The sequence below is a fragment of the Streptomyces sp. NPDC052036 genome, assembly GCF_040680495.1.
GTDB lineage: Bacteria > Actinomycetota > Actinomycetes > Streptomycetales > Streptomycetaceae > Streptomyces.
This window is the reverse complement of sequence record NZ_JBFAWW010000012.1, coordinates 8715-31056: the sequence shown is the minus strand read 5'-3', so window position 1 is coordinate 31056 and position 22342 is coordinate 8715. Positions and strand designations below refer to the sequence as shown.

Here is a 22342-nt window from a genome sequence, read left to right as displayed (position 1 = left end):
CTTATACAATCGTTCTAGACAAGCGTTTAATACGCCCGTACATTCGCTGTCATGACGAACTCGACGAGCGACACCGCAACTTCGGCCACCCGGGCCGGCCGCCGTGAATGGACCGCCCTCGGCGTCCTGATGCTTCCGCTGCTGCTGGTCTCGATGGACGTCTCGGTCCTCTACTTCGCGATCCCGGCGATCAGCGCGGACCTGGAGCCGAGCAGCACACAACAGCTGTGGATCTTCGACATCTACGCCTTCGTCCTCGCCGGGCTGCTGATCACGATGGGCTCACTGGGCGACCGCATCGGCCGCCGCAAGCTGCTGCTGATCGGGGCCGCCGCCTTCGGGGCCGCCTCGCTGACGGCGGCCTACGCGAACAGCGCCGAGACCCTGATCGCGGCCCGCGCGGTCCTCGGCATCGGCGGCGCCACCCTCATGCCGTCCACGATGGCGCTGATCCGCACGATGTTCACCGACCCCGCCCAGCGGGCGAAGGCGATCGGGATGTGGTCCGGGGTGATGACGGCCGGTATCGCGCTCGGCTCGGTGCTGAGCGGCGTCCTCGTCCAGTACTTCTGGTGGGGCTCGGTCTTCCTGGTCAATCTGCCGGCGATGACCCTGCTGCTGGTCCTCGGCCCCTTCCTGCTGCCGGAGTCCAAGGACCCCGCGCCCGGCCGCTTCGACCTTCTCGGCGTCCCGCTGTCGATGGCGGCGGTGCTCCCGGTGATCTACGGCCTCAAGGAGATCCCGGCCGAGGGCTGGCACGTCCAGTACGTCGTCTCGATCACCGTGGGCCTGCTCTTCGCGGCACTCTTCGTCCAGCGCCAGCGCACCACGGCCTCACCGATGATCTCCCCGGCCCTGTTCCGCGGACCGGGCTTCGCTCCCGCGGTGGTACTGAACCTGGTCTCCTCCTTCGCGATCATGGGCTCGGCGTTCTTCACCACGCAGTACCTGCAGTCGGTGCTCGGCAAGAGCGCGATGGAGGCGGCCCTGTGGGCGCTGCTGCCGTCCGTGCCGATCGGCATGGCGGCGCCGATCGCGACCCAGCTGGTCCAGAAGGGCGTCAACCGCGCCTACGTCGTCTCCGGGGGCTTCACGATCGCCGTGGTCGGCTACGGGATGCTCGCCCTCGTCGGCTCCCATGCACTCTGGCTGGTGCTGGCCGCGTGCGGCGTCCTCTCCTCCGGGGTCGTCGTCGCCATCTCCCAGATGACGGACCTGGCCCTGAGCGCGGCCCCGGTCGAGCGGGCGGGCTCCGCGTCCTCCCTGCTGGAGACCGGCTCGGAGTTCGGCGGCGCCCTCGGTATGGCGGTCCTCGGCTCGATCGGTACCGCCGTCTACCGCCATGAGATCCCGTCCTCGGCACCGGCCCCGGCGCACGAGACGCTGGGCGGCGCGCTGGCGGTGGCCGGACGGCTCCCCGGCCACGCGGGCGACGCCCTGGCGGCCGCCGCCCGGGAGGCGTTCACCAAGGGGATGCACGGGGCGGCGATCGCAGGGGCGGTGGTCCTCGCGGGCGCCGCGGTCGCGGCGGCGGCGACACTGCGCCGGATCCATGTACGGCAGACCACGGCCGCAGAGCCGGAGCGGGTCTCCGCCTGAGTGCCTCCGGAGCACGGAAAACGCCGGACGGGCTGGCTGAGCCGGCCCGTCCGGCGTCGGTGGAACCGGGACGGCAACCTCGACCGACGGTCACCGCATCACGAACGGCGGCCTCAGACCAGGTTCACCGAGCGGGCGGAGGTCGCGCCGATCTCCTCGGCCACCTCCGTCAGGACGTTCTGCGGCACCGTGTCGTCGACCGTGAGAACCGCGAGGGCTTCGCCGCCCGCGATGTCACGGGCGACCTGCATACCGGCGATGTTGATGCCGGCCTCGCCGAGAATGCGGCCCAGCGTGCCGACCACACCCGGGCGGTCGGTGTAGCGCAGCACCACCATGTGGTCCGCGAGCGCCAGGTCCACGTCGTAGTCGCCCACCGCCACGATCTTCTGATGGTGCTTCGGGCCGGCCAGCGTGCCGGACACCGAGACCTCCTCGCCGCCCGCGAGCGTGCCGCGCACGGTGACCACGTTGCGATGGTCGTTGGCCTCCGAGCTGGTGGTCAGGCGTACCTCGACACCGCGCTCCTGGGCGAAGAGCGGCGCGTTGACGTACGAAACCGTCTCGGCCACGACGTCCTCGAACACGCCCTTGAGCGCGGACAGTTCGAGCACCTTCACATCGTGCTGGGTGATCTCGCCGTAGACCTCGACATCGAGCCGGACGGCGACCTCGCCCGCGAGCGCGGTGAAGATACGGCCGAGCTTCTCGGCGAGCGGCAGACCCGGCTTGACGTCCTCGGCGATGACACCGCCCTGCACGTTCACCGCGTCCGGGACCAGCTCGCCGGCGAGCGCGAGGCGCACCGACTTGGCGACCGCGATGCCCGCCTTCTCCTGCGCCTCGTCCGTCGAGGCGCCCAGGTGCGGGGTGCACACGACCTGGTCCAGCTCGAACAGCGGGGAGTCCGTGCACGGCTCCTTCGCGTACACGTCCAGGCCCGCGCCCGCGACCCGGCCCTCCTTGAGCGCCGAGTACAGCGCCTCCTCGTCGACGATCCCGCCGCGCGCGGCGTTGACGATGCGGACGCTCGGCTTGACCTTGTGCAGCGCCTCGTCGCCGATCAGACCGAGGGTCTCGGGGGTCTTCGGCAGGTGGACGGTGATGAAGTCGGAGACCTCCAGCAGCTCGTCCAGGGACAGCACCTTGACGCCCATCTGCGCGGCGCGGGCGGGCTGGACGTAGGGGTCGTAGGCGACGACCTTCATCCCGAAGGCGGACATGCGCTGCGCGACCAGCGCGCCGATCCGGCCGAGGCCGACCACACCGAGGGTCTTCTCGGCCAGCTCGACGCCCGTGTACTTGCTGCGCTTCCACTCGCCGTTCTTCAGCGCGGCGTTGGCCTGCGGGATGTTGCGGGCGGTGGAGATGATCAGACCGCAGGCCAGCTCGGCGGCGGTCACGATGTTCGAGGTGGGGGCGTTGACGACCATCACGCCGGCCTTTGTGGCGGCGGAGACGTCCACGTTGTCCAGGCCGACGCCTGCTCGCGCGACGACCTTCAGCTTCTGCGCGGCGGCGACGGCCTCGGCGTCGACCTTCGTCGCGGAGCGGATCAGGATGGCGTCGACATCGACGATCGCCGACAGCAGCTCCGCGCGGTCCGCGCCGTTGCAGTGGCGGATCTCGAAGTCGGGGCCGAGTGCGTCGACGGTCGCGGGCGACAGCTCTTCAGCGATGAGTACCGCGGCTTTTCGACTGGAGTACGAGCTCACGTGAGTCCTCACATGTCCAATGCGGACGGCCGTCCCGACGGCCGCAGGCGGTGGAGGGGTGCTAGCCGCGTGGAAGACGCACGACGCTGTGGGCCTGAACGCGATTGTTGTGCAGCAGTGTAGTGGCGACGCGTGCGTCATTTTGCGCCACTGCGGAAGGATCACCCGTCCGTGGCTGGACGGGATGGACAGGGTGGACGGGCTCTCTTCCCGACGTTACCCCTGGTTCGCCGAAGGGGGCGGAGCGGACTGCTCCGGCCCCTTCGGCCGTGAGGCTTACGCCTCCTCGTTCACCCAGCTCATGAGCTTGCGCAGCTCCTTGCCGGTGGTCTCCAGCAGGTGCTCGGAGTCCTGCTTCTTGTACTCGTTGTACTTCTTCAGACCGCCGTGGTACTCGTCCATCCAGTTGCGCGCGAACGTGCCGTCCTGGATCTCGGCGAGGACCTTCTTCATCTCGGCCTTGGTGGCGTCCGTGATGATGCGGGGGCCGGTGACGTAGTCGCCCCACTCGGCGGTCTCGGAGACCGACCAGCGCATCTTCTCCAGGCCGCCCTCGTACATCAGGTCGACGATCAGCTTCAGCTCGTGCAGGCACTCGAAGTAGGCGATCTCCGGCTGGTAGCCCGCCTCGACCAGGGTCTCGAAACCGGCCTTCACCAGGGCGGTGGTGCCACCGCACAGGACGGCCTGCTCGCCGAAGAGGTCGGTCTCGGTCTCCTCGGTGAAGGTCGTCTTGATGACGCCGGCGCGGGTGCCGCCGATGCCCTTGGAGTAGGACAGGGCCAGCTCGAACGCGTTGCCCGAGGCGTCCTGCTCGACGGCCACGATGCAGGGAACGCCGCGGCCCTCCTCGTACTGGCGGCGCACCAGGTGTCCCGGGCCCTTCGGGGCGACCATGCAGACGTCCACGCCGGCCGGGGGCTTGATGAAGCCGAAGCGGATGTTGAAGCCGTGGCCGAAGAACAGCGCGTCGCCGTCCTTCAGGTTCGGGGCGATGGACTCCTCGTAGACCTGGGACTGGATCGGGTCCGGGACCAGGATCATGATCACGTCGGCCTCGGCGGCGGCCTCGGCCGGGGTCACCACGCGCAGGCCCTGCTCCTCGGCCTTCTCCTTGGACTTGGAGCCCTTGTGCAGACCGACCCGCACGTCGACACCCGAGTCGCGCAGCGACAGCGCGTGGGCGTGGCCCTGGCTGCCGTAGCCGATGACCGCGACCTTGCGGCCCTGGATGATGGACAGGTCGGCGTCAGCGTCGTAGAACAGCTCGGCCACTTTGGGTTCTCTCCTTGAGTACAGGTGGTACGTCCCACCGTATGACGGCGGGGAGAAGGGAAGTTTCGGGGTCTCGGTATACGGGCGGCCGGCTGTCGGACCGGCCGCCCGTTTCCGGTCGTACGGGAATGATCCCGGACGTCCTAGGCGGACCGGTCGAGGGCGCGCAGCGACCGGTCGGTGATCGAACGGGCGCCGCGGCCGATCGCGATCGTGCCGGACTGGACCAGCTCCTTGATGCCGTACGGTTCCAGCATCTTGAGCATGGCCGAAAGCTTGTCGGTGCTGCCGGTGGCCTCGATGGTGACGGCCTCCGGGGAGACGTCCACCGTCTTGGCGCGGAACAGCTGCACGATCTCGACGATCTGGGAGCGCGTCTCGTTGTCCGCGCGCACCTTCACCAGAACGAGTTCACGCTGAACGGCCTGGGACGGCTCCAGTTCGACGATCTTCAGGACGTTGACGAGCTTGTTGAGCTGCTTGGTGACCTGTTCGAGCGGCAGGTCCTCGACATTCACCACGATGGTGATGCGGGAGATGTCGGGGTGCTCGGTGACACCGACCGCGAGCGAGTCGATGTTGAAGCCGCGGCGGGAGAACAGGGCGGCGATCCGGGCGAGGATGCCGGGCGTGTTCTCGACGAGGACCGAGAGGGTGTGCTTGGACATGGTTCTCACTCAGCTCTCTCTCAGTCGTCTTCGTTGTCGCCGAAGTCGGGGCGGACGTCCCGGGCGGCCATGATCTCGTCGTTGGAGGTGCCGGCGGCGACCATCGGCCACACCATGGCGTCCTCGTGGACGATGAAGTCGACGACCACGGGGCGGTCGTTGACCGAGTTCGCCTCTTCGATGACCTTGTCGAGGTCCTCCGGGGACTCGCAGCGGATCGCGTAGCAGCCCATGGCCTCCGACAGCTTCACGAAGTCGGGGACGCGGGTGCCGGCGCTCGGCTGCTTGCCGTCCGCCTCGGGGCCGGAGTGCAGCACCGTGTTGGAGTACCGCTGGTTGTAGAAGAGGGTCTGCCACTGGCGGACCATCCCGAGGGCGCCGTTGTTGATGATGGCGACCTTGATCGGGATGTTGTTCAGGGCGCAGGTGGTCAGTTCCTGGTTGGTCATCTGGAAGCAGCCGTCGCCGTCGATCGCCCAGACCGTATGGTCCGGGGCGCCGGCCTTCGCGCCCATCGCGGCCGGGACCGCGTAGCCCATCGTCCCGGCACCGCCGGAGTTCAGCCAGGTGGCGGGGTTGTCGTACTGGATGAAGTGCGCGGCCCACATCTGGTGCTGGCCGACGCCCGCCGCGAAGATCGTGCCCTCGGGCGCGAGCTGTCCGATGCGCTCGATGACCTGCTGCGGGGACAGCGAGCCGTCCTCCGGCAGGTCGTAGCCGAGCGGGTAGGTCTCGCGCCAGCGGTTGAGGTCCTTCCACCAGGCGGTGTAGTCGCCCTTGTGGCCCTCGCTGTGCTCGTTCTGGACGGCCTGGACGAGGTCGGCGATGACCTCCCGGGCGTCACCGACGATCGGCACGTCGGCGGCGCGGTTCTTGCCGATCTCCGCCGGGTCGATGTCGGCGTGGACGATCTTGGCGTACGGGGCGAAGCTGTCCAGCTTGCCGGTGACACGGTCGTCGAAGCGGGCTCCGAGGGCGACGATCAGGTCGGCCTTCTGCAGCGCGGTGACGGCGGTGACCGCACCGTGCATGCCCGGCATGCCCACGTGCAGCGGGTGGCTGTCGGGGAATGCGCCGAGCGCCATCAGGGTGGTGGTGACGGGCGCTCCGGTGAGTTCCGCGAGGACCTTCAGCTCGGCGGTGGCCTTCGCCTTCAGGACGCCGCCGCCGACGTAGAGGACGGGCCGCTTGGCGGCGGTGATCAGCTTGGCGGCCTCGCGGATCTGCTTGGCGTGCGGCTTGGTCACCGGGCGGTAGCCGGGCAGGTCCATGACGGGCGGCCAGCTGAAGGTGGTCCGCGCCTGGAGGGCGTCCTTGGCGATGTCGACGAGGACCGGGCCCGGGCGGCCGGTGGAGGCGATGTGGAAGGCCTCCGCGATCGTCCGGGGGATCTCCTCGGCCTTGGTCACGAGGAAGTTGTGCTTGGTGACCGGCATCGTGATGCCGACGATGTCCGCCTCCTGGAAGGCGTCGGTGCCGATCGCCTTGGAGGCGACCTGGCCGGTGATCGCGACCAGCGGCACGGAGTCCATATGGGCGTCCGCGATGGGGGTGACCAGGTTGGTGGCGCCGGGTCCCGAGGTCGCCATGCAGACGCCGACCCTGCCGGTGGCCTGGGCATAGCCGGTGGCCGCGTGGCCCGCGCCCTGCTCGTGGCGCACCAGCACGTGCCGCACCCGCTGGGAGTCCATCAGCGGGTCGTAGGCGGGAAGGATCGCACCGCCGGGAATGCCGAATACCGTGTCGGCGCCGACCTCCTCGAGAGAGCGGATGAGGGACTGCGCACCCGTGACGTGCTCGGGCGCGGACTGGTGTCCTCCGGATCGGGGCCGCGGCTGCGGGTGATGGGCCCCGGTGGCCTGCTCGGTCATCGGCATTCTCTTCTCGATGCTGAGGGTTTTTGCGAGGTTCGGGCGTTGTTCGACTGGTGCGTGTGCAACAAAAAACCCCTCGTGCCGGTAGGCAAGCGAGGGGAGCGCGCCGGGAGTGGTCGCTGGGTTTTCCGGTTCATTTCCGGTGGGTCCCAGCTCAGCCGACGCGCTGTCCAAGTACGAGAATTCGGGTGCGCATGGCACTGACCCTCCCCCCGGCACGCCATCACTGTCAAGTGGGTGGGACGGGAGTCTCATTATGTGAGCGTAGGGCGCTTCCACCACCGAAAACCGCAGGCACACCGCTGGTGAACAGGGCGGCTCCGCCGACCGCGAACGCGGGCGCCGGCTCCACCGTGCCGTGCGGCAGGGCACAGTGGCCGGATGTGAGCGCCCGGCGCAGCCGGTACTCGTCCAGCGGTCCCGAGAATGCCATTCCCTGCCCGTGCGTACACCCCATGGCACGCAGGGCGACGACCTGTTCGGGCAGATCCACTCCGTCGGCGACCGACTGCAGACCGAGGTCCGTGGCGATACGGAGCAGCCCGCTGGTGATCTTGTGCAGTCGCGCGGACTCCACGACCCCCTCGACCAGGCCCCGGTCGAGCTTCAGCACGTCGACGGGGAGCCGGCGCAGCGCCGCGATGGCCGCGGTGCCGCTGCCCAGGCCGTCCAGGGCCACCCGGACGCCGATCCTGCGCAGCGCGCCGAGTCTGCGCTCCAGCTCGTCCAGGGCGACCCTCGGGTCGACGTCGGACAGCTCGATGACCAGGGCGCCCGAGGCCAGACCGTGCCGGGTGAGCAGGGCTTCCACGGAGCCGAGGGGCAGCGAGCGGTCGAGCAGACGGCGGGCGCTCATCCGTACGACGACGGGCACGGCGAGCCCGGTCGCGGTGCGTTCGGCGGCCTGTTCCACGGCCTCCTCCAGCATCCAGCGGCCCAGCTCGGCGGCCTTGTCGCTGTCCTCGGAGACCCTCAGGAACTCCGTGGGGGTGAAGAGCACGCCCTGGGAGGAGCGCCAGCGTGCCTGGGCGCTGACGGAGGCGATCCGGCCGTCCTCCAGCGAGACGACGGGCTGGTGCAGCAGGGTGAACTCGCCGTCGTGCAGCGCGGCCCGCAGCCGGGTGGCCAGCTCGGTCTTCCGTACGACGTCCTGTTGCATCTGGGGCGCGTACAGCTCGACGCGGCCCTTGCCGGCGGCCTTGGCGCGGTACATGGCGAGGTCGGCGTTGCGCAGCAGTTCGCCCGCGCCGAGGCCCGGCTCCGCGAAGGCCACCCCGATGGACGCGGCCACCCGGACATCGTTGCCGTCGATGTCGTACGGCTGCGAGAGGGTGACCCGTAGCCGGTCGGCGAGCTCCACGATGTGCCTCTCGTGGGCGGTGCGGTCGCGGGTGCCGTCGCCGACGATGAGGGCCGCGAACTCGTCACCGCCGAGGCGGGAGGCAGTGTCCCCCTGCCGTACGGAGTCCTGGAGTCTGCGGGCGGCCTGGACGAGCAGCTCGTCCCCGGCCTGGTGCCCGATCGTGTCGTTGACCGCCTTGAACCCGTCGAGGTCGATGAAGAGGACCGCCGTGTTCCGCAGGGCGGGGCCACGGTCGGAGGCGCGACGGCCGGACAGCGCCTGCTGGACGCGCTTGGTGAACAGGGAGCGGTTGGGCAGGTCGGTGAGCGGGTCGTGCTCGGCGTTGTGCTGCAGCTGGGCCTGCAGGCGCACGCGTTCGGTCACGTCCCGGCTGTTGAAGATCAGGCCGCCCTCGTGGCGGTTGACGGTGGACTCGACGTTGAGCCAGCCGCCGCAGCCGGACCTGAAGCGGCACTCGATACGGGTGGTGGGTTCCTCCAGGTGGCTGGCGGCGAGGAAGCGGCGCACCTCGTGCACCACGCAGCCGAGGTCCTCGGGGTGGATGAGCGCGGCGAGTTCGGTTCCGACCAGCTCTTCGGCGGGGCGGCCGTAGACGCCCGCTGCGGCCGGGGAGACATACCTGAGGATGCCGGTGGGTGCGGCGATCATGATGACGTCGCTGGAGCCCTGCACCAGGGAGCGGAAGTGGTTCTCCTTCTGCGCGAGTTCCTGGGTGAGGGTGATGTTGTCGAGCAGCATGATGCCCTGGCGGACGACGAGTGCGAGCACCACGGCTCCCGCGGTGATGAGCACCACATGGTCGACGCTGTGGCCGTTGAGGACGTTGTAGAGGATCCCCAGGGTGCAGACGGCGGCGGCCAGGTAGGGCGTGAGCGCGGCCAGCGATCCGGAGATCGGGCGGGTGGCCGGGTAGCGGTTGCGGTCGGATCCCTGGGGGACGCCGGCCGGGTACCCGTTCCGGCCCGCTCCCTGGGGGACGCCGGCCGGTGCCCGGTCCTGGCCCGGCGGCCGGGTGTGCGCGCGACCCGTCTGCCGCGGGAGCAGGGGGGCGGGCCCTTGCTGCCGGTCCCTGCGGCCGGGCTCCGGCCGGTGCCGGCCGGGTACGTGTTCGTGCACCACGCGCGCGTGCGCGTGAGCATGGTCGCGCGGCAGGCCCTGCCGGACGCCGACCCACGGGGCGTACGCGAGGAGCAGCGAGCCGGAGAACCAGCCGGCGTCCAGCAACTGGCCCGAGTGATAGCTGTTGTGCAGCAGCGGCGAGGTGAACAGGGCGTCGCACATCACGGTCAGGGCGAGCGCGCCGATGGCGGTGTTGACCGCCGAGCGGTTGACCGCCGAGCGCCGGAAGTGCAGGGCGACCACCATGCTGATCAGGGCGATGTCCAGCAGGGGGTACGCGAGCGAGAGGGCGGTGTGCGCGACGCTCGGGCCGTCGAACTTCGCCGCCTGGGCGAGCGCGAGGCTCCACGACAGGGTGAGCAGCGAGCCGCCGATGAGCCACGCGTCCAGCGCGAGGCAGACCCAACCCGCCTTGGTGACGGGCCTTTTGGCGAGCACGAGCAGTCCTACGATGGCGGGAGGAGCGAAGCAGAGGAAGAAAAAGTCGGCGCAGCTGGGCGAGGGGACGGGGCGGTCGAGGACGACCTCGTACCAGCCCCAGACGCCGTTGCCCAGCGCGGCCATGGCCGAGGAGAGCGCGAACAGCAGCCATGCGGGTCGAAAGCGGCTGCGGCTGCGGTGCGCGTAGACGAAACAGGAGACCGAGGCGGTGCCCGCCGCGACGCTCAGTCCGAAGTCACCCATGACGAGCGCGACGCTCCGGCAGCCCCAGTCGAGCGCGGAACCGACGGCGTATCCCGCGCACACCAGGGCCAGGACCAGTTGCGAGACCATGCGCGTCCGGCCTCCCGGGGCCGGACAGCGGGCCAGGAGCGCTCCGGGGGAGCTCACCGGATCCTCCCGGTCCGGGGCGCCGCCGGGTCCTGCCGGTCCCGGTGCGCCGGATGCGCATGCCTTTTGCGGACGCTGGGCCGACGGTGGTGGGGATGATGACCGCCGTGTCCGCTCTGGCCGCTGTGGCCGGAGTACTTGCCGGGACCACCGTGTCCGCAGTGGCCGCGTCTGCGCGTCGCCGCTCGCCAGGGTCGCAGCCCGCGACCCCGCCGCGTCGGATCGTTCGTCCATAGGCCGTGCATCGCCCGTCGCCCCCCTCGCATGTCTGAAAGTTCCGTCCCCGGCGCCGAACGGTGCGCGGCGCAGCCCCTGTCGGGGACGATACACCAGTCTCGTCACTCAGGGACATAGCTTCTCTACGCTCAGTGACGACCAGCGAGAATGTGCGTACTTACTGCGTACGAGGGACTGCGGAGCGTACTGGAAGCGGACGGGGAGCCAACGGGGGACGACGCGCGCGCCGGTGGTGCGCCCCGGCGGGAGGCCCGCGCACGGGCGGTGGGACTGGCCTGAAACATACGCCGGCGGGACGGTCCCCCGCCCGTCGCGGGCGCTCGCTCAGCTCCGGCGCACCCCCGGTGCGCCACCGGTCGTCAGTACCACGTTCGCCATCGGTTCCCCCAGCGCGAAACGGTTCAGCTGGGCGGTCAGCAGGCGCTTGGCGCGGGGCCAGAACGCCGAGGTGGGGCCTCCCACATGAGGACTGATCAGCACGCCCGGCGCATGCCACAAGGGGTGGCCCGCGGGCAGCGGTTCGGGGTCCGTGACATCGAGGGCGGCCGTGATGCGGCCCTTCTCCAGCTCGGCCAGCAGCGCACCGGTGTCGACGACGCCGCCGCGTGCGACGTTGACGAGCAGTGCCCCGTCCTTCATCCGGGCCAGGAAGTCTCCGTCGACCAGGCCTTTCGTCTCCTCCGTGAGCGGCGTGACCAGCACCACCACATCGGCGTCGGGAAGAAGTTCCGGCAATTGAGAGAGAGGATGCACAAGGCCGCGCACCGACTCGCGCTCTCGGCGCGCGACGCGCGCCACCCGCGCGAGCTCGAACGGAGCGAGCCGGTCCTCGATGGCGGCGCCCACGGACCCGTATCCGACGATGAGCACGGACTTGTCGGCGAGCGCGGGACGGAAGCCGGAGCGCCACTCCTCGCGGTCCTGTCCCCGGACGAAGTCGGGGACGCCGCGCAGCGAGGCGAGGATGAGGGTCAGGGCGAGTTCGGCGGTGCTGGCGTCGTGCACCCCGCGCGCGTTGCACAGCTGCACCCCCGCAGGCAGCAGAGGCAGGCCCGGTTCGACATGATCGACTCCGGCGGAGAGCGTCTGCACGACCCGGACGGACGTCATGGCGGCCATCGGGCGGACCCCGACCGCACTGCCCTTCATGTAGGGCACCACGTAGAACACGCAGTCGGCGGGGTCCGCGGGAAACTCCTGGCCGCCGTCCCAGAAGCGGTATCGGAAGCCCTCGGGGAGGTCCCCCATCTCCTCGGTGCGGAACGGAAGCCATACGTCGACAGTCATGTCAGGAGGCTATGCGAAGGATCCCGCGCCGCATTGGTTAGTTTGGGGTGCCAGGAAAGGGAGGGCACGGCCAGGTGGAGTGCAGGACGATCGGCGCGGCAACGCTCGATGTGGGGGCCGTCGGACTCGGGTGCATGCCGATGAGCTGGGCGTACTCGGGTTCGCAGCAGCGGGGCGACGAGTCGCTGCGGACGGTGCACCGGGCACTCGATCTGGGGGTGACGCTGCTCGACACCGCCGACATGTACGGGCCGTTCACCAATGAGCTGCTCGTGGGCCGGGTACTCAAGGAGCGGCGTGCCGAGGCGTTCGTATCGACCAAGGTCGGCCTGCTCGTGGGCGAGCAGCACATCGTGGCCAACGGCCGCCCCGGCTATGTGAGACGGGCCTGCGACGCCTCGTTGCGGCGGCTGCAGACGGACGTCATCGACCTGTACCAACTGCACCGCTCGGACCCCGAGATACCGATCGAGGAGACCTGGGGCGCCATGGCGGAGCTGGTGCGGGCGGGGAAGGTACGGGCGCTCGGGCTGTGCGCGGTGGGGGTGCGGGGCGGACGTCGGACCGGCGCGCGGCTGCACGACGCCACGATCCGGCAGCTGGAGCGGGTGCAGCAGGTGTTCCCGGTGAGCGCGGTCGAGGCCGAGCTGTCGGTGTGGTCGGCGGAGGCCCTGGACGCGCTGGTGCCCTGGTGCGCGTCGCGCGGGGTCGGCTTTCTCGCGGCGATGCCGCTCGGCAACGGCTTCCTGACCGGCACGCTGACCCCGGGCGAGGGCTTCGAGCCGGACGACCTGAGGGCCCGTCACCCTCGCTTCACCGCCGAGGTGATGGCGGCCAACCAGCCGATCGTGGCCGGTCTGCGCCGGGTGGCGCGCCGCCACGGCGAGGAGGTCACGCCCGCCCAGGTGGCCCTGGCCTGGGTGCTGGCGCAGGGCCGGCTCGTGGTCCCGGTGCCGGGCGCGAAACGGGAGCGCTGGGTCGCGGAGAACGCGGGCGCGGCAGCTCTGCGGCTGACCCCGCAGGATCTGGCGGAGCTCGCGGACCTGCCGGCGGCGCAGAGGTCGTGGGACTGAGCGGCCGGGCGGTGGAAACGGCCGGCGGCACTCGTGGGTCTGACCCGATCGGTGGATTCTCCCTCGCCGGCGGAACACCGAGGGGTCGCGCCACGTAGGTAGGGAAGAATCCCCGCGTCGAAGGGACCTGGATCGTGCGACGTCGAGCTGTGACGGCCGTGTCGGCCGTGGCCGCGCTTCTGCTGGCGGCGGGTTGCTCCGCCGGCTCCGGGATCAGGTCCGGCCGTACCCCCTCGTCGAGCGGTACGGCACCGGGGGCGTCGGCCCCCGGGCAGGCGGGCGAGCACGCACCGCCGGCAAAGGGATCGGTCCGTGTGGTGCGGACGGTCACCGACCACCTCAAGACCCCCTGGGGCCTGGCCCCGCTGCCCGGCGGCGCGCTGCTGGTCTCCTCCCGGGACGACGGGACGGTCACGCGGATCGACGAGAAGACCGGCAAGAAGACCGAGCTGGGCACGGTGCCGGGGGTCTCGGCCGCCGGCGAGGGCGGCCTGCTGGGCATCACCCTCTCCCCGGGCTACGCCTCGGACCATCTGGTCTACGCCTATCTGACGACCGACTCCGACAACCGCATCGTGCGCATGCTGTACGACGCGCACAAGCCGGCCGGTGAGCAGCTGGGCGCGCCGGACACGGTCTTCAAGGGCATCCCGAAGGGCATGATCCACAACGGCGGCAGGATCGCGTTCGGCCCGGACGGCATGCTGTACGCGGGGACGGGCGAATCCGGCGACCGGGGTCTGGCACAGGACCGGACCTCCCTGGGCGGCAAGATCCTGCGCATGACGCCGGACGGCGAGCCCGCACCCGGCAATCCCCTCGGGAACTCGGCGGTCTACTCCCTGGGCCACCGCAATGTCCAGGGCCTGGCCTGGGACGACAAGCAGCGACTGTTCGCCTCGGAGTTCGGCCAGGACACCTGGGACGAGGTGAACGCGATCAGACCGGGCGACAACGGCGGCTGGCCGATCACCGAAGGAAAGTCGGCCGACCCCCGATTCCACAGCCCGCTCGCCCAGTGGCACACGGACATGGCCTCCCCCAGCGGCCTCGCCTACGCCGAGGGCTCGCTGTGGATGGCGGGCCTGCGCGGGCAGCGGCTGTGGCGGGTGCCGCTTCGCGGAACCGAGGCGTCGGCACCTCCGCAGGCGTTCCTGACCGCCGCCTACGGCCGCCTGCGGACCGTGGTCGCGGCCGACGGCAACCGACTGTGGCTGACGACGAGCAACACGGACGGCCGCGGCAAGCCCTCGAAGACCGACGACCGGATTCTGGAGGTGGAGGTGAAGTAGGGGGCGCGCCCCGTTCAGTCCGGACGGACCTCCGGATCGTCCGCGGGGGCCGGCTCCGGGACGCGTATGACCACCTTGCCCGACGCCAGGTCGATCGGGCCCCTTCCCGGGTCGCCGTCCGTCACGTCCAGCCGGGTCAGTTCCAGGCGCCGGTTCTCGTCATGGGTGTGCTTGCGGCCCGGTGCGAACAGTTCCTCGAACAGGTTGAACACAGTGCCTCCTGGTGCCCGGCGCTCCGGGGCGGATGCTCGGCCCGCGGTCCAGGATGACCCTTGGCTCCGTCTGGGCGCGACCCCCTGGGCGAGGAGACCGCCGCCGAGGAGACGGGAGCCCGCGTCCTCGCCCGGCGCCGCGGCCTCCTCCCTCACGGCCGGGCGGGGTCCCGGACATGCGAAGGGGCCCCGGGGCTTCCGACCGCGTGGATGCGGTGGAAGGTCCAGGGCCCCTGGCACAGGTCGCGCCGGCTCAGCTCGCGGACGGCAGTCCGAGCAGGACGTCGGTGTACTTGAGGACGGCCAGGAACAGCCCGATGATCCCCAGGGCGACACCGCCCCAGGCGACCGACTTGACCCACGGAGCCTGCGGCTTCCCGGGCGCCCCGAACGCCGGGCGGGCCAGCACGACGACGCCGACGATCAGCGCGGCCAGCGCGAACAGGCCGCCCCACAGCGCGGTGGCATGCCAGGCGTCGCCGTACACCTCCTTGATCTGCTTGGAGACGCTCGCCTGCGACGAGGTCTGCAACTGGCCCACCAGGGTCTCCCGCGCGGAGGCCACCGTGGAGACCCAGCTGCCGGTGAGAGAGACGATGCCGAGCCCGGCCGCGACGACCGCGCCCGCTCCCTGACCGACCCCGGACGGCCCCTCGGGCGCCGTCTCCTCGGACGCCGTCTCCTCGGGCAGGTCCTCCTCCCGGGCCTTCCCGGCCGCCTCCTCGCCCTCGATGGCCTGCACGTTCTGCTCGTCGTTGGTCGCCTGGGCGCCGGTCTCGGCCCCGGCCTCGTCAGCTGTCTTCGTTCCCATGCCTCGCACCGTACGGACGCTGTCTGAGAGGTCTCTTAATGATCGTCGCGGGCCCGTGCCGCCCGCCACTCGGACGCGAGCACCGACCACACCTCGGTGTCCTGGCGCACACCGCGATACAGATAGTTCTCGCGCAGTACGCCGTCCCTGCTCATGCCCAGTCGCCGCGCCACCTTGACGCTCGCTGTGTTGGCGGACGACGCGCACCACTCCACACGGTGGATCCCCCGTGCGTCAATCGCCCAATCGATGAGCACCCGCATGCCACGGGTGACGAGCCCCCGTCCGGTGGCGGCGGGCTCCAGCCAGCAGCCGGCCTCACAGGTGCCGCCGGCCGCGTCGAAGACACGGAACAGCAGCCCCCCGACCAGCTTCCCGTCCAGCCACAGCCCGTGCAGGCTGCCGCTGTCGGCGGCGCGCTTGTCGGCGTACGACTGCAGGAGGGCCCGGGCGGACGCGGCGTCCGTGGCGTTCGCCCCGAACGGGATGTACTGGTTGACGAACTCGCGCCCGCGGTCCAGATGCGCCAGGAACTCCTCGGCGTGCCACGGCTCCAGCGGTCGCAGTTCGGCCCCGTCGTCACCCAGGGATATCGCGTACATCCGGCTGCCGCTCCTTCACCAGTTCGTCCATCAGCGCGTCCGCGTCGATGCGCTGCCCCGGCATCGTCGCACGGCAGTGCGGCGGCTCGATGCAGATGCGCGGCAGCCGTCGGTTCAGCCAGCACGGCATCCACCAGTTGGCGCCGCCGAGCAGATGCATCAGGGCGGGGACGAGAAGGGTGCGCAGGACGAACGCGTCGAGGGCGACGGCCGCTGCCAGTCCGATGCCGAACATGGCGATCACCCGGTCACCGGCGGCGACGAAGGCGAGGAAGACGGAGATCATGATGACGGCCGCCGAGTTGATCACCCGGCTGGTCTCGGCGAGACCGACGCGTACGGCGCGTCGGTTGTCGCGGGTCTCCAGCCACTCCTCGTACATCCGGCTGACCAGGAACACCTGGTAGTCCATGGAGAGGCCGAAGAGCACCGACACCATGATCACAGGGAGGAAGGGCTCGATCGGGCCGGCCCGGCCGAGGCCCAGCAGCTCACTGCCCCAGCCCCACTGGAAGATCGCGACGACCACGCCGAAAGCGGAGGCGACGGCGGCGAGGTTCATCGCGGCGGCCTTCAGCGGAATGCCGAAGGACCGGAAGGCGAGCAGCAGCAGCACACAGCCCAGGCCGATCACCACGCTCACGAACAGCGGCAGCTTGCCGACGATCACTCCCGCGAAATCGTCGTAGGCCGCCGTCACACCGCCCACGGACAGATCCAGCGTGGTGCCCTGCTCGGCGCGCGGCAGCACCTCCGCGCGCAGCCGGTGCACCAGGTCGCTGGTCTGCTGGGACTGCGGGGAGGACTGCGGCACGACGGTGAGATAGCCGGTGTCGCCGCCGCTGTTGTACGTCACCGGGGTCACCGAGGCGACGCCCTTGGTGGCCGCGAGGGTGCCGTCGAGGTTGTCGAGCGCCAGCTTGTCCTCGGCGCCGCCGACATGGGTGACCAGGGTGAGCGGGCCGTTGACGCCCGGTCCGAAGCCGTCGGCGAGCATGTCGTACGCCTGCCGGGTGGTCGACGACTTCGCGTCGTTGCCCTGGTCGGAGGTGCCGAGGTGGAGGGAGAGCGTGGGCAGCGCGAGCAGGGCCATCACGGCCAGCGCGAGCGCGCCGAGCTTCTTGGGGTGGCGCTCGACAAACGCGGACCAGCGGGCGGCCAGCCCGGTCGGCACCTCCGGTTCGGGCCCGTGCTCGTACAGCCTGCGCCGCTCGCGCCTGCTCAGGGCGCGCGGTCCGATGAAGGACAGCAGGGCGGGCAGCAGGGTCACGGAAGCCGCGACGGTGAGCAGGACGGTCAGACACGCGGCGAACGCGACACCGTTGAGGAAGCTGAGCCGCAGGATCAGCATGCCGAGCAGCGCGATGCACACGGTGGCGCCCGCGAACACGACAGCCCGTCCGGTGGTGGAGACGGCGCCCACGGCGGCCTCCTCCACCGGGGTGCCGCGCTTCAGCATCTTGCGGTGCCGGGTGACGATGAACAGCGCGTAGTCGATGCCGACGCCGAGCCCGATCAGCAGGCCGAGCATCGGCGCGAAGTCGGCGACGGTCATGGCGTGGCCGAGCAGGCCGATGCCCGAGTAGGCGGTGCCGACACCGATCAGCGCGGTGGCGATGGGCAGCAGGGAGGCGGCGAGCGAGCCGAAGGCGAGGAAGAGGACCACGGCGGCCACACCGACGCCGACGGCCTCGGCGACATGCCCGCTCTTCGGCTGGCTGAGTGCGACGGCGCTGCCGCCCAGTTCCACCTTGAGGCCGGTGTTCTCGGCGGACTTGGCGGTGTCGACGACGGCCTTGGCCTGGCCCTTGCCGATGTTCTCGCTCGGCTCGTCGAAGGTGATCGTGGCGTACGCGGTACGGCCGTCCCCGCTGATCTGGGCGCTGTGGCTGCCCTCGTAGGGGTTGGTGACGGAGGCGATGCCGGGCAGGGTCGAGATCCGGTCCAGGGTGCGGGTCATCGTCTGCTCGACGTCGGCGGAGCGCACTCCGCCGGGGCCGGTGCTGCGCCATACGACGCTGTCGCTGTCGCCGCCGAGGCCGGGGAAGCCGTGCTGGAGCATCTGGGTGGCGCGGCCGGCCTCGGTGCCGGGAGCGTCGTAGTGGTTCGAGTACGCAGAGCCCGCGACGGTGGCGCCGACCGTGACACCGGCGAAGGCGATGAGCCAAAGCAGAACGGTGACGAGGCGGTGGCGTACACACCAGCGGGCAAGGGCTGCCACGAACGTGCTCCCTGAAGATGATTTCGTCGGTCTTTGATCGGGAACAGCCGCATGTGGAGCTGAACAACCCGCAAAGAACGCATGAGCAATGCCCAACACTGTCGCAGCCAGAAAAGATCGTTTGCCGCTTTCGTGGGGTTAGTCACAAGATTGGGAGCCAATTCACAGACATTCCCGCGACTCTGCCGCTCGAATAAGATTTATTTAAATAAACAAAAGGGGCGGTATATCGCTTCGATATACCGCCCCTCCAGTTGCTTTCGCGCCGCTGCTCAGCCCTCGCTGACGCCGAGCGTCTGAAGGATCAGCTCCTTGACGCGGGCGGCGTCGGCCTGGCCGCGGGTGGCCTTCATGACGGCCCCGACCAGGGCGCCGGCCGCGGCCACCTTGCCGCCGCGGATCTTGTCCGCGACACCGGGGTTGCCGGCGATGGCCTCCTCGACGGCCGCGGTCAGCGCGCCCTCGTCGGAGACGACCTTCAGACCGCGCTTCTCGACGACCTCGTCCGGGGTGCCCTCGCCCGCGAGAACGCCCTCGATGACCTGGCGGGCCAGCTTGTCGTTCAGGTCGCCGGCGGTGACCAGCTCGGTGACCCGGGCGACCTGCTCCGGCGTGATCGACAGATCGTCCAGGGCCTTGCCTGACTCGTTCGCGTGACGGGCGAGCTCGCCCATCCACCACTTGCGGGCGGAGGCCGCGTCGGCGCCCGCCTCGATGGTGGCGACGATCAGGTCCAGGGCGCCCGCGTTGAGGATCGCCTGCATGTCGGTGGCGGAGATCCCCCACTCCTGAAGCAGCCGGGTGCGGCGCACGAGGGGCAGCTCCGGCAGCGTCGCGCGCAGCTCCTCGACCCACTCGCGCGAGGGCGCGACGGGCACCAGGTCCGGCTCGGGGAAGTACCGGTAGTCCTCCGCCTCCTCCTTGATGCGGCCCGAGGTCGTCGAGCCGGTGTCCTCGTGGAAGTGGCGGGTCTCCTGGACCACCTTGGCGCCGCTGTCGAGCACGGCGGCGTGGCGCTGGACCTCGTAGCGGGCCGCGCGCTCGACGGAGCGCAGCGAGTTGACGTTCTTCGTCTCCGAGCGGGTGCCGAACTTCTCGGACCCCTTCGGCATCAGGGACAGGTTCACGTCACAGCGCATCTGGCCCATCTCCATCCGGGCCTCGGAGACGCCGAGCGCCCGGATCAGCTCGCGCAGCTCGCGGACGTACGCCTTCGCCACCTCCGGCGCACGCTCGCCCGCGCCGACGATCGGCTTGGTGACGATCTCGATCAGCGGGATGCCGGCGCGGTTGTAGTCCAGGAGGGAGTGGTCGGCGCCGTGGATGCGGCCGGTGGCCCCGCCGACGTGCATCGACTTGCCGGTGTCCTCCTCCATGTGGGCGCGCTCGATCTCCACACGGAAGGTCTCGCCGTCCTCCAGCTGCACGTCGAGGTAGCCGTTGAAGGCGATGGGCTCGTCGTACTGGGAGGTCTGGAAGTTCTTCGGCATGTCCGGATAGAAGTAGTTCTTCCGGGCGAAGCGGCACCACTCGGCGATCTCGCAGTTCAACGCGAGACCGATCCGGATCGCGGACTCCACGCCGATCGCGTTGACGACGGGGAGCGCGCCGGGCAGGCCGAGGCAGGTGGGGCAGGTCTGCGAGTTCGGCTCGGCGCCGAGCGCCGTGGAGCAGCCGCAGAACATCTTGGTCTTGGTGCCGAGTTCGACATGGACCTCAAGGCCCATGACGGGGTCGTACGACGCCAGCGCGTCCTCGTACGACACCAGGTCGGTCGTGGTGGTCACGGTGAAACTTCCCTCTCAGCCCAGCAGGACGTCGTCGTCGCCCAGCCGCTTCAGCTCGCGGTAGAGGATCGCGAGGCCGGTGACGATGGCGGCGGCGGACACGGCCGCGTCGATCAGGCGCAGCGTGTCGTTCTCGAGGCGGGCCTTCTTGGCCTGCTTCGCGACACCGATCGCGCCGAACGCGGTGGTGGCCATGGACAGGTACATACCGGACTTGGACTTCTTGAAGCCCTTGGCCTTGGACAGTGCCTTACTCACAGCGACGGAGCCTCCTCGAGAAGCGGGTGCCCCCACTTTTCCACGAAGGCGGCCTCGACGGCGGCGCCGACCTTGTAGAGGCGGTCGTCCTTCAGCGCCGGGGCGATGATCTGGAGTCCGACCGGAAGGTTGTCCTCCGGAGCGAGACCGCAGGGCAGCGACATGGCGGCGTTGCCGGCCAGGTTGACCGGGATGGTGCACAGGTCCGCCAGGTACATCGCCATCGGGTCGTCGGCGCGCTCGCCGATCGGGAAGGCAGTGGTGGGGGTCGTCGGCGAGACGATCACATCCACCTGCTCGAACGACTTCTCGAAGTCGCGGGTGATGAGCGTGCGGACCTTCTGGGCGGAGCCGTAGTACGCGTCGTAGTAGCCGGAGCTGAGGGCGTACGTGCCGAGCATGATGCGGCGCTTGACCTCGGGACCGAAGCCCGCCTCACGGGTAAGGGAGGTGACCTCCTCGGCGGAGTGCGTGCCGTCGTCGCCGACGCGCAGGCCGTAGCGCAGACCGTCGAAGCGGGCGAGGTTGCTGGAGCACTCGCTCGGGGCGATCAGGTAGTAGGCGGCCAGCGCCAGGTCGAAGGACGGGCAGTCCAGCTCGACGATCTCGGCGCCCAGCTCCTTGAGGACGGCGACGGCCTCGTCGAAGCGCTGTACGACACCGGCCTGGTAGCCCTCGCCGCGGAACTGCTTGACGACACCGACGCGCATGCCCGCCACGCTGCCGTTGCGCGCGGCCTCGACGACCGGCGGGACCGGGACGTCGATGGAGGTCGAGTCGAGCGGGTCGTGGCCGCCGATGACCTCGTGCAGAAGGGCGGCGTCCAGGACCGTACGGGCGCAGGGGCCGCCCTGGTCGAGGGAGCTGGAGAAGGCGACCATGCCGTAGCGGGAGACACCGCCGTAGGTCGGCTTGACGCCGACCGTGCCGGTCACGGACGCGGGCTGGCGGATGGAACCGCCGGTGTCCGTGCCGATGGCGAGCGGGGCCTGGAAGGAGGCGAGCGCGGCGCTCGACCCGCCGCCGGAGCCGCCCGGGATACGGGTGAGGTCCCAGGGGTTGCCGGTGGGGCCGTAGGCGCTGTTCTCGGTGCTGGACCCCATGGCGAACTCGTCCATGTTGGTCTTGCCGAGGATGACGACGTCGGCTTCCTTCAGCTTCCTGGTGAGCGTGGCGTCGTACGGCGGGATCCAGCCTTCGAGGATCTTGGACCCTACGGTGGTGGGCACGCCCTTGGTGGTGAAGATGTCCTTGAGTGCGAGCGGCACGCCGGCGAGCGGGCCGAGCTTCTCACCCCGCTCCCGCTTCTCGTCGACGGCACGGGCCTGCGCGAGCGCGCCCTCGCGGTCGACGTGCAGGAAGGCGTGCACCTTCTCGTCCACGGCCTCGATACGGGCGAGATGGGCCTCGGTGACCTCGACGGCGGTCAGTTCGCCGGAGGCGATCTTCTCCGCGGTCTGGGCGGCGGTGAGCCGGATGATGCTGTTCTTGTCCGTCATGACGGGCTACTCCTCCCCCAGGATCTGCGGCACCTTGAAACGCTGCTGCTCCTGGGCAGGGGCGCTGGACAGCGCCTGCTCGGGGGTGAGCGAGGGACGGACCTCGTCCGCGCGCATGACATTCGTCAGCGGCAGCGGGTGGGAGGTCGGCGGTACGTCTTGGTCGGCGACCTCGCTGACGCGGGCGACCGCGCCGATGATGTCGTCGAGCTGGCCCGCGAAGTGGTCAAGCTCTTCGGGCTTCAGCTCCAGACGCGCCAGCCGGGCGAGGTGGGCGACCTCCTCGCGCGTGATGCCAGGCATGCAGCGATCCTCTGGGGTGAGTGTGTGTGGTTTGGGCCCAATCCTATGGCGCGAGCACGGGTGCCCGCGCATGGGTTTGCCCGCGCCCGGCCCGCCGGCTGCCGGGTGGGGGGTGATGGCGGGGGTGGGAGGGGGGTGGGGCGGGCGTCAGTCGGGGGTGTCGGGTGGGCGCGGGGCGATCGGCGAGGGCTGTTCGGCGGGTGCGGGGCGATCGGCGAGGACGGGGCGTCCGGGAGACGCGGGGCGATCGACGAGCGCGGGGCGTCCGGGAGACGCGGGGCGATCGACGAGCGCGGGGCGTCCGGGAGACGCGGGG

At 70.3% G+C, this 22342-nt stretch carries 17 protein-coding genes; 3 read left to right on the top strand and 14 right to left on the bottom strand.

Translation table 11 applies throughout. The features are described 5' to 3' along the window. Positions 1 to 51: 51 nt before the first annotated feature. Positions 52 to 1599 carry an MFS transporter gene (locus AB0L95_RS18435; protein WP_365162733.1) on the top strand — a complete coding sequence of 516 codons (1548 nt, stop codon included), beginning with the start codon at positions 52 to 54 and terminating at the stop codon, positions 1597 to 1599. Between the two features lie 113 nt (positions 1600 to 1712). Here AB0L95_RS18435 and serA read toward each other — a convergent pair whose 3' ends face one another. The 6 genes from serA to AB0L95_RS18405 form a co-directional block, all read right to left on the bottom strand. Next, positions 1713 to 3314, bottom strand: coding sequence for a phosphoglycerate dehydrogenase (serA, locus tag AB0L95_RS18430; RefSeq protein WP_365162732.1), 1602 nt, complete (start codon positions 3312 to 3314; stop codon positions 1713 to 1715). A 276-nt stretch (positions 3315 to 3590) separates the two neighbouring features. Continuing rightward, positions 3591 to 4589 carry a ketol-acid reductoisomerase gene (gene ilvC, locus AB0L95_RS18425; protein WP_365162731.1) on the bottom strand — a complete coding sequence of 333 codons (999 nt, stop codon included), beginning with the start codon at positions 4587 to 4589 and terminating at the stop codon, positions 3591 to 3593. 143 nt (positions 4590 to 4732) lie between these two features. Then, positions 4733 to 5257, bottom strand: a complete 525-nt coding sequence (gene ilvN / locus AB0L95_RS18420; RefSeq protein ID WP_311695055.1) for an acetolactate synthase small subunit — start codon at positions 5255 to 5257, stop codon at positions 4733 to 4735. A 20-nt stretch (positions 5258 to 5277) separates the two neighbouring features. Continuing rightward, the gene (locus AB0L95_RS18415; RefSeq protein ID WP_365162730.1) at positions 5278 to 7134 is read right to left on the bottom strand and encodes an acetolactate synthase large subunit; all 1857 of its coding nucleotides are present in this window, start codon (positions 7132 to 7134) and stop codon (positions 5278 to 5280) included. A 226-nt stretch (positions 7135 to 7360) separates the two neighbouring features. Then, entirely contained in the window at positions 7361 to 10387 is a 3027-nt protein-coding gene (locus tag AB0L95_RS18410) for an EAL domain-containing protein (protein WP_365162729.1), read from the bottom strand. A gap of 618 nt (positions 10388 to 11005) precedes the next feature. Continuing rightward, positions 11006 to 11968, bottom strand: a complete 963-nt coding sequence (locus tag AB0L95_RS18405) for a 2-hydroxyacid dehydrogenase (protein ID WP_365162728.1) — start codon at positions 11966 to 11968, stop codon at positions 11006 to 11008. Positions 11969 to 12042: 74 nt separating this feature from the next. On the opposite strand from AB0L95_RS18405, the gene AB0L95_RS18400 reads away from it, so the two are divergent. Both AB0L95_RS18400 and AB0L95_RS18395 read left to right on the top strand, forming a co-directional pair. After that, complete coding sequence (locus tag AB0L95_RS18400; protein ID WP_365162727.1) at positions 12043 to 13041, top strand: aldo/keto reductase; 999 nt, start codon at positions 12043 to 12045, stop codon at positions 13039 to 13041. Between the two features lie 134 nt (positions 13042 to 13175). Beyond that, positions 13176 to 14333, top strand: coding sequence for a PQQ-dependent sugar dehydrogenase (locus tag AB0L95_RS18395; protein WP_365162726.1), 1158 nt, complete (start codon positions 13176 to 13178; stop codon positions 14331 to 14333). Positions 14334 to 14347: 14 nt separating this feature from the next. Here AB0L95_RS18395 and AB0L95_RS18390 read toward each other — a convergent pair whose 3' ends face one another. From AB0L95_RS18390 to gatC, 8 genes are all read right to left on the bottom strand, one after another. Further along, a complete protein-coding gene (locus tag AB0L95_RS18390; RefSeq protein ID WP_365162725.1) occupies positions 14348 to 14545 on the bottom strand; it encodes a DUF6191 domain-containing protein in 198 nt (65 codons plus the stop codon). A gap of 253 nt (positions 14546 to 14798) precedes the next feature. After that, on the bottom strand, positions 14799 to 15356 hold the full coding sequence (locus AB0L95_RS18385) for a hypothetical protein (protein WP_365162724.1): 558 nt from the start codon (positions 15354 to 15356) through the stop codon (positions 14799 to 14801). Positions 15357 to 15391: 35 nt separating this feature from the next. Then, positions 15392 to 15958 (bottom strand): GNAT family protein, encoded by a 567-nt coding sequence (locus AB0L95_RS18380; RefSeq protein WP_365162723.1) that lies wholly within the window; start codon positions 15956 to 15958, stop codon positions 15392 to 15394. Then, on the bottom strand, positions 15936 to 18179 hold the full coding sequence (locus AB0L95_RS18375) for an MMPL family transporter (RefSeq protein WP_365162722.1): 2244 nt from the start codon (positions 18177 to 18179) through the stop codon (positions 15936 to 15938). The genes AB0L95_RS18380 and AB0L95_RS18375 overlap by 23 nt, the downstream gene beginning before the upstream one ends. 272 nt (positions 18180 to 18451) lie before the next feature. Beyond that, positions 18452 to 19966 (bottom strand): Asp-tRNA(Asn)/Glu-tRNA(Gln) amidotransferase subunit GatB, encoded by a 1515-nt coding sequence (gatB, locus tag AB0L95_RS18370; protein ID WP_365162721.1) that lies wholly within the window; start codon positions 19964 to 19966, stop codon positions 18452 to 18454. A gap of 15 nt (positions 19967 to 19981) precedes the next feature. Then, a complete protein-coding gene (locus AB0L95_RS18365) occupies positions 19982 to 20224 on the bottom strand; it encodes a hypothetical protein (RefSeq protein WP_365162720.1) in 243 nt (80 codons plus the stop codon). Continuing rightward, positions 20221 to 21723, bottom strand: coding sequence for an Asp-tRNA(Asn)/Glu-tRNA(Gln) amidotransferase subunit GatA (gene gatA, locus AB0L95_RS18360; protein ID WP_365162719.1), 1503 nt, complete (start codon positions 21721 to 21723; stop codon positions 20221 to 20223). Before gatA ends, AB0L95_RS18365 begins: the two co-directional genes overlap by 4 nt. Positions 21724 to 21729: 6 nt before the next feature. Next, positions 21730 to 22026, bottom strand: coding sequence for an Asp-tRNA(Asn)/Glu-tRNA(Gln) amidotransferase subunit GatC (gene gatC / locus AB0L95_RS18355; protein ID WP_365162718.1), 297 nt, complete (start codon positions 22024 to 22026; stop codon positions 21730 to 21732). Positions 22027 to 22342 lie beyond the last annotated feature (316 nt).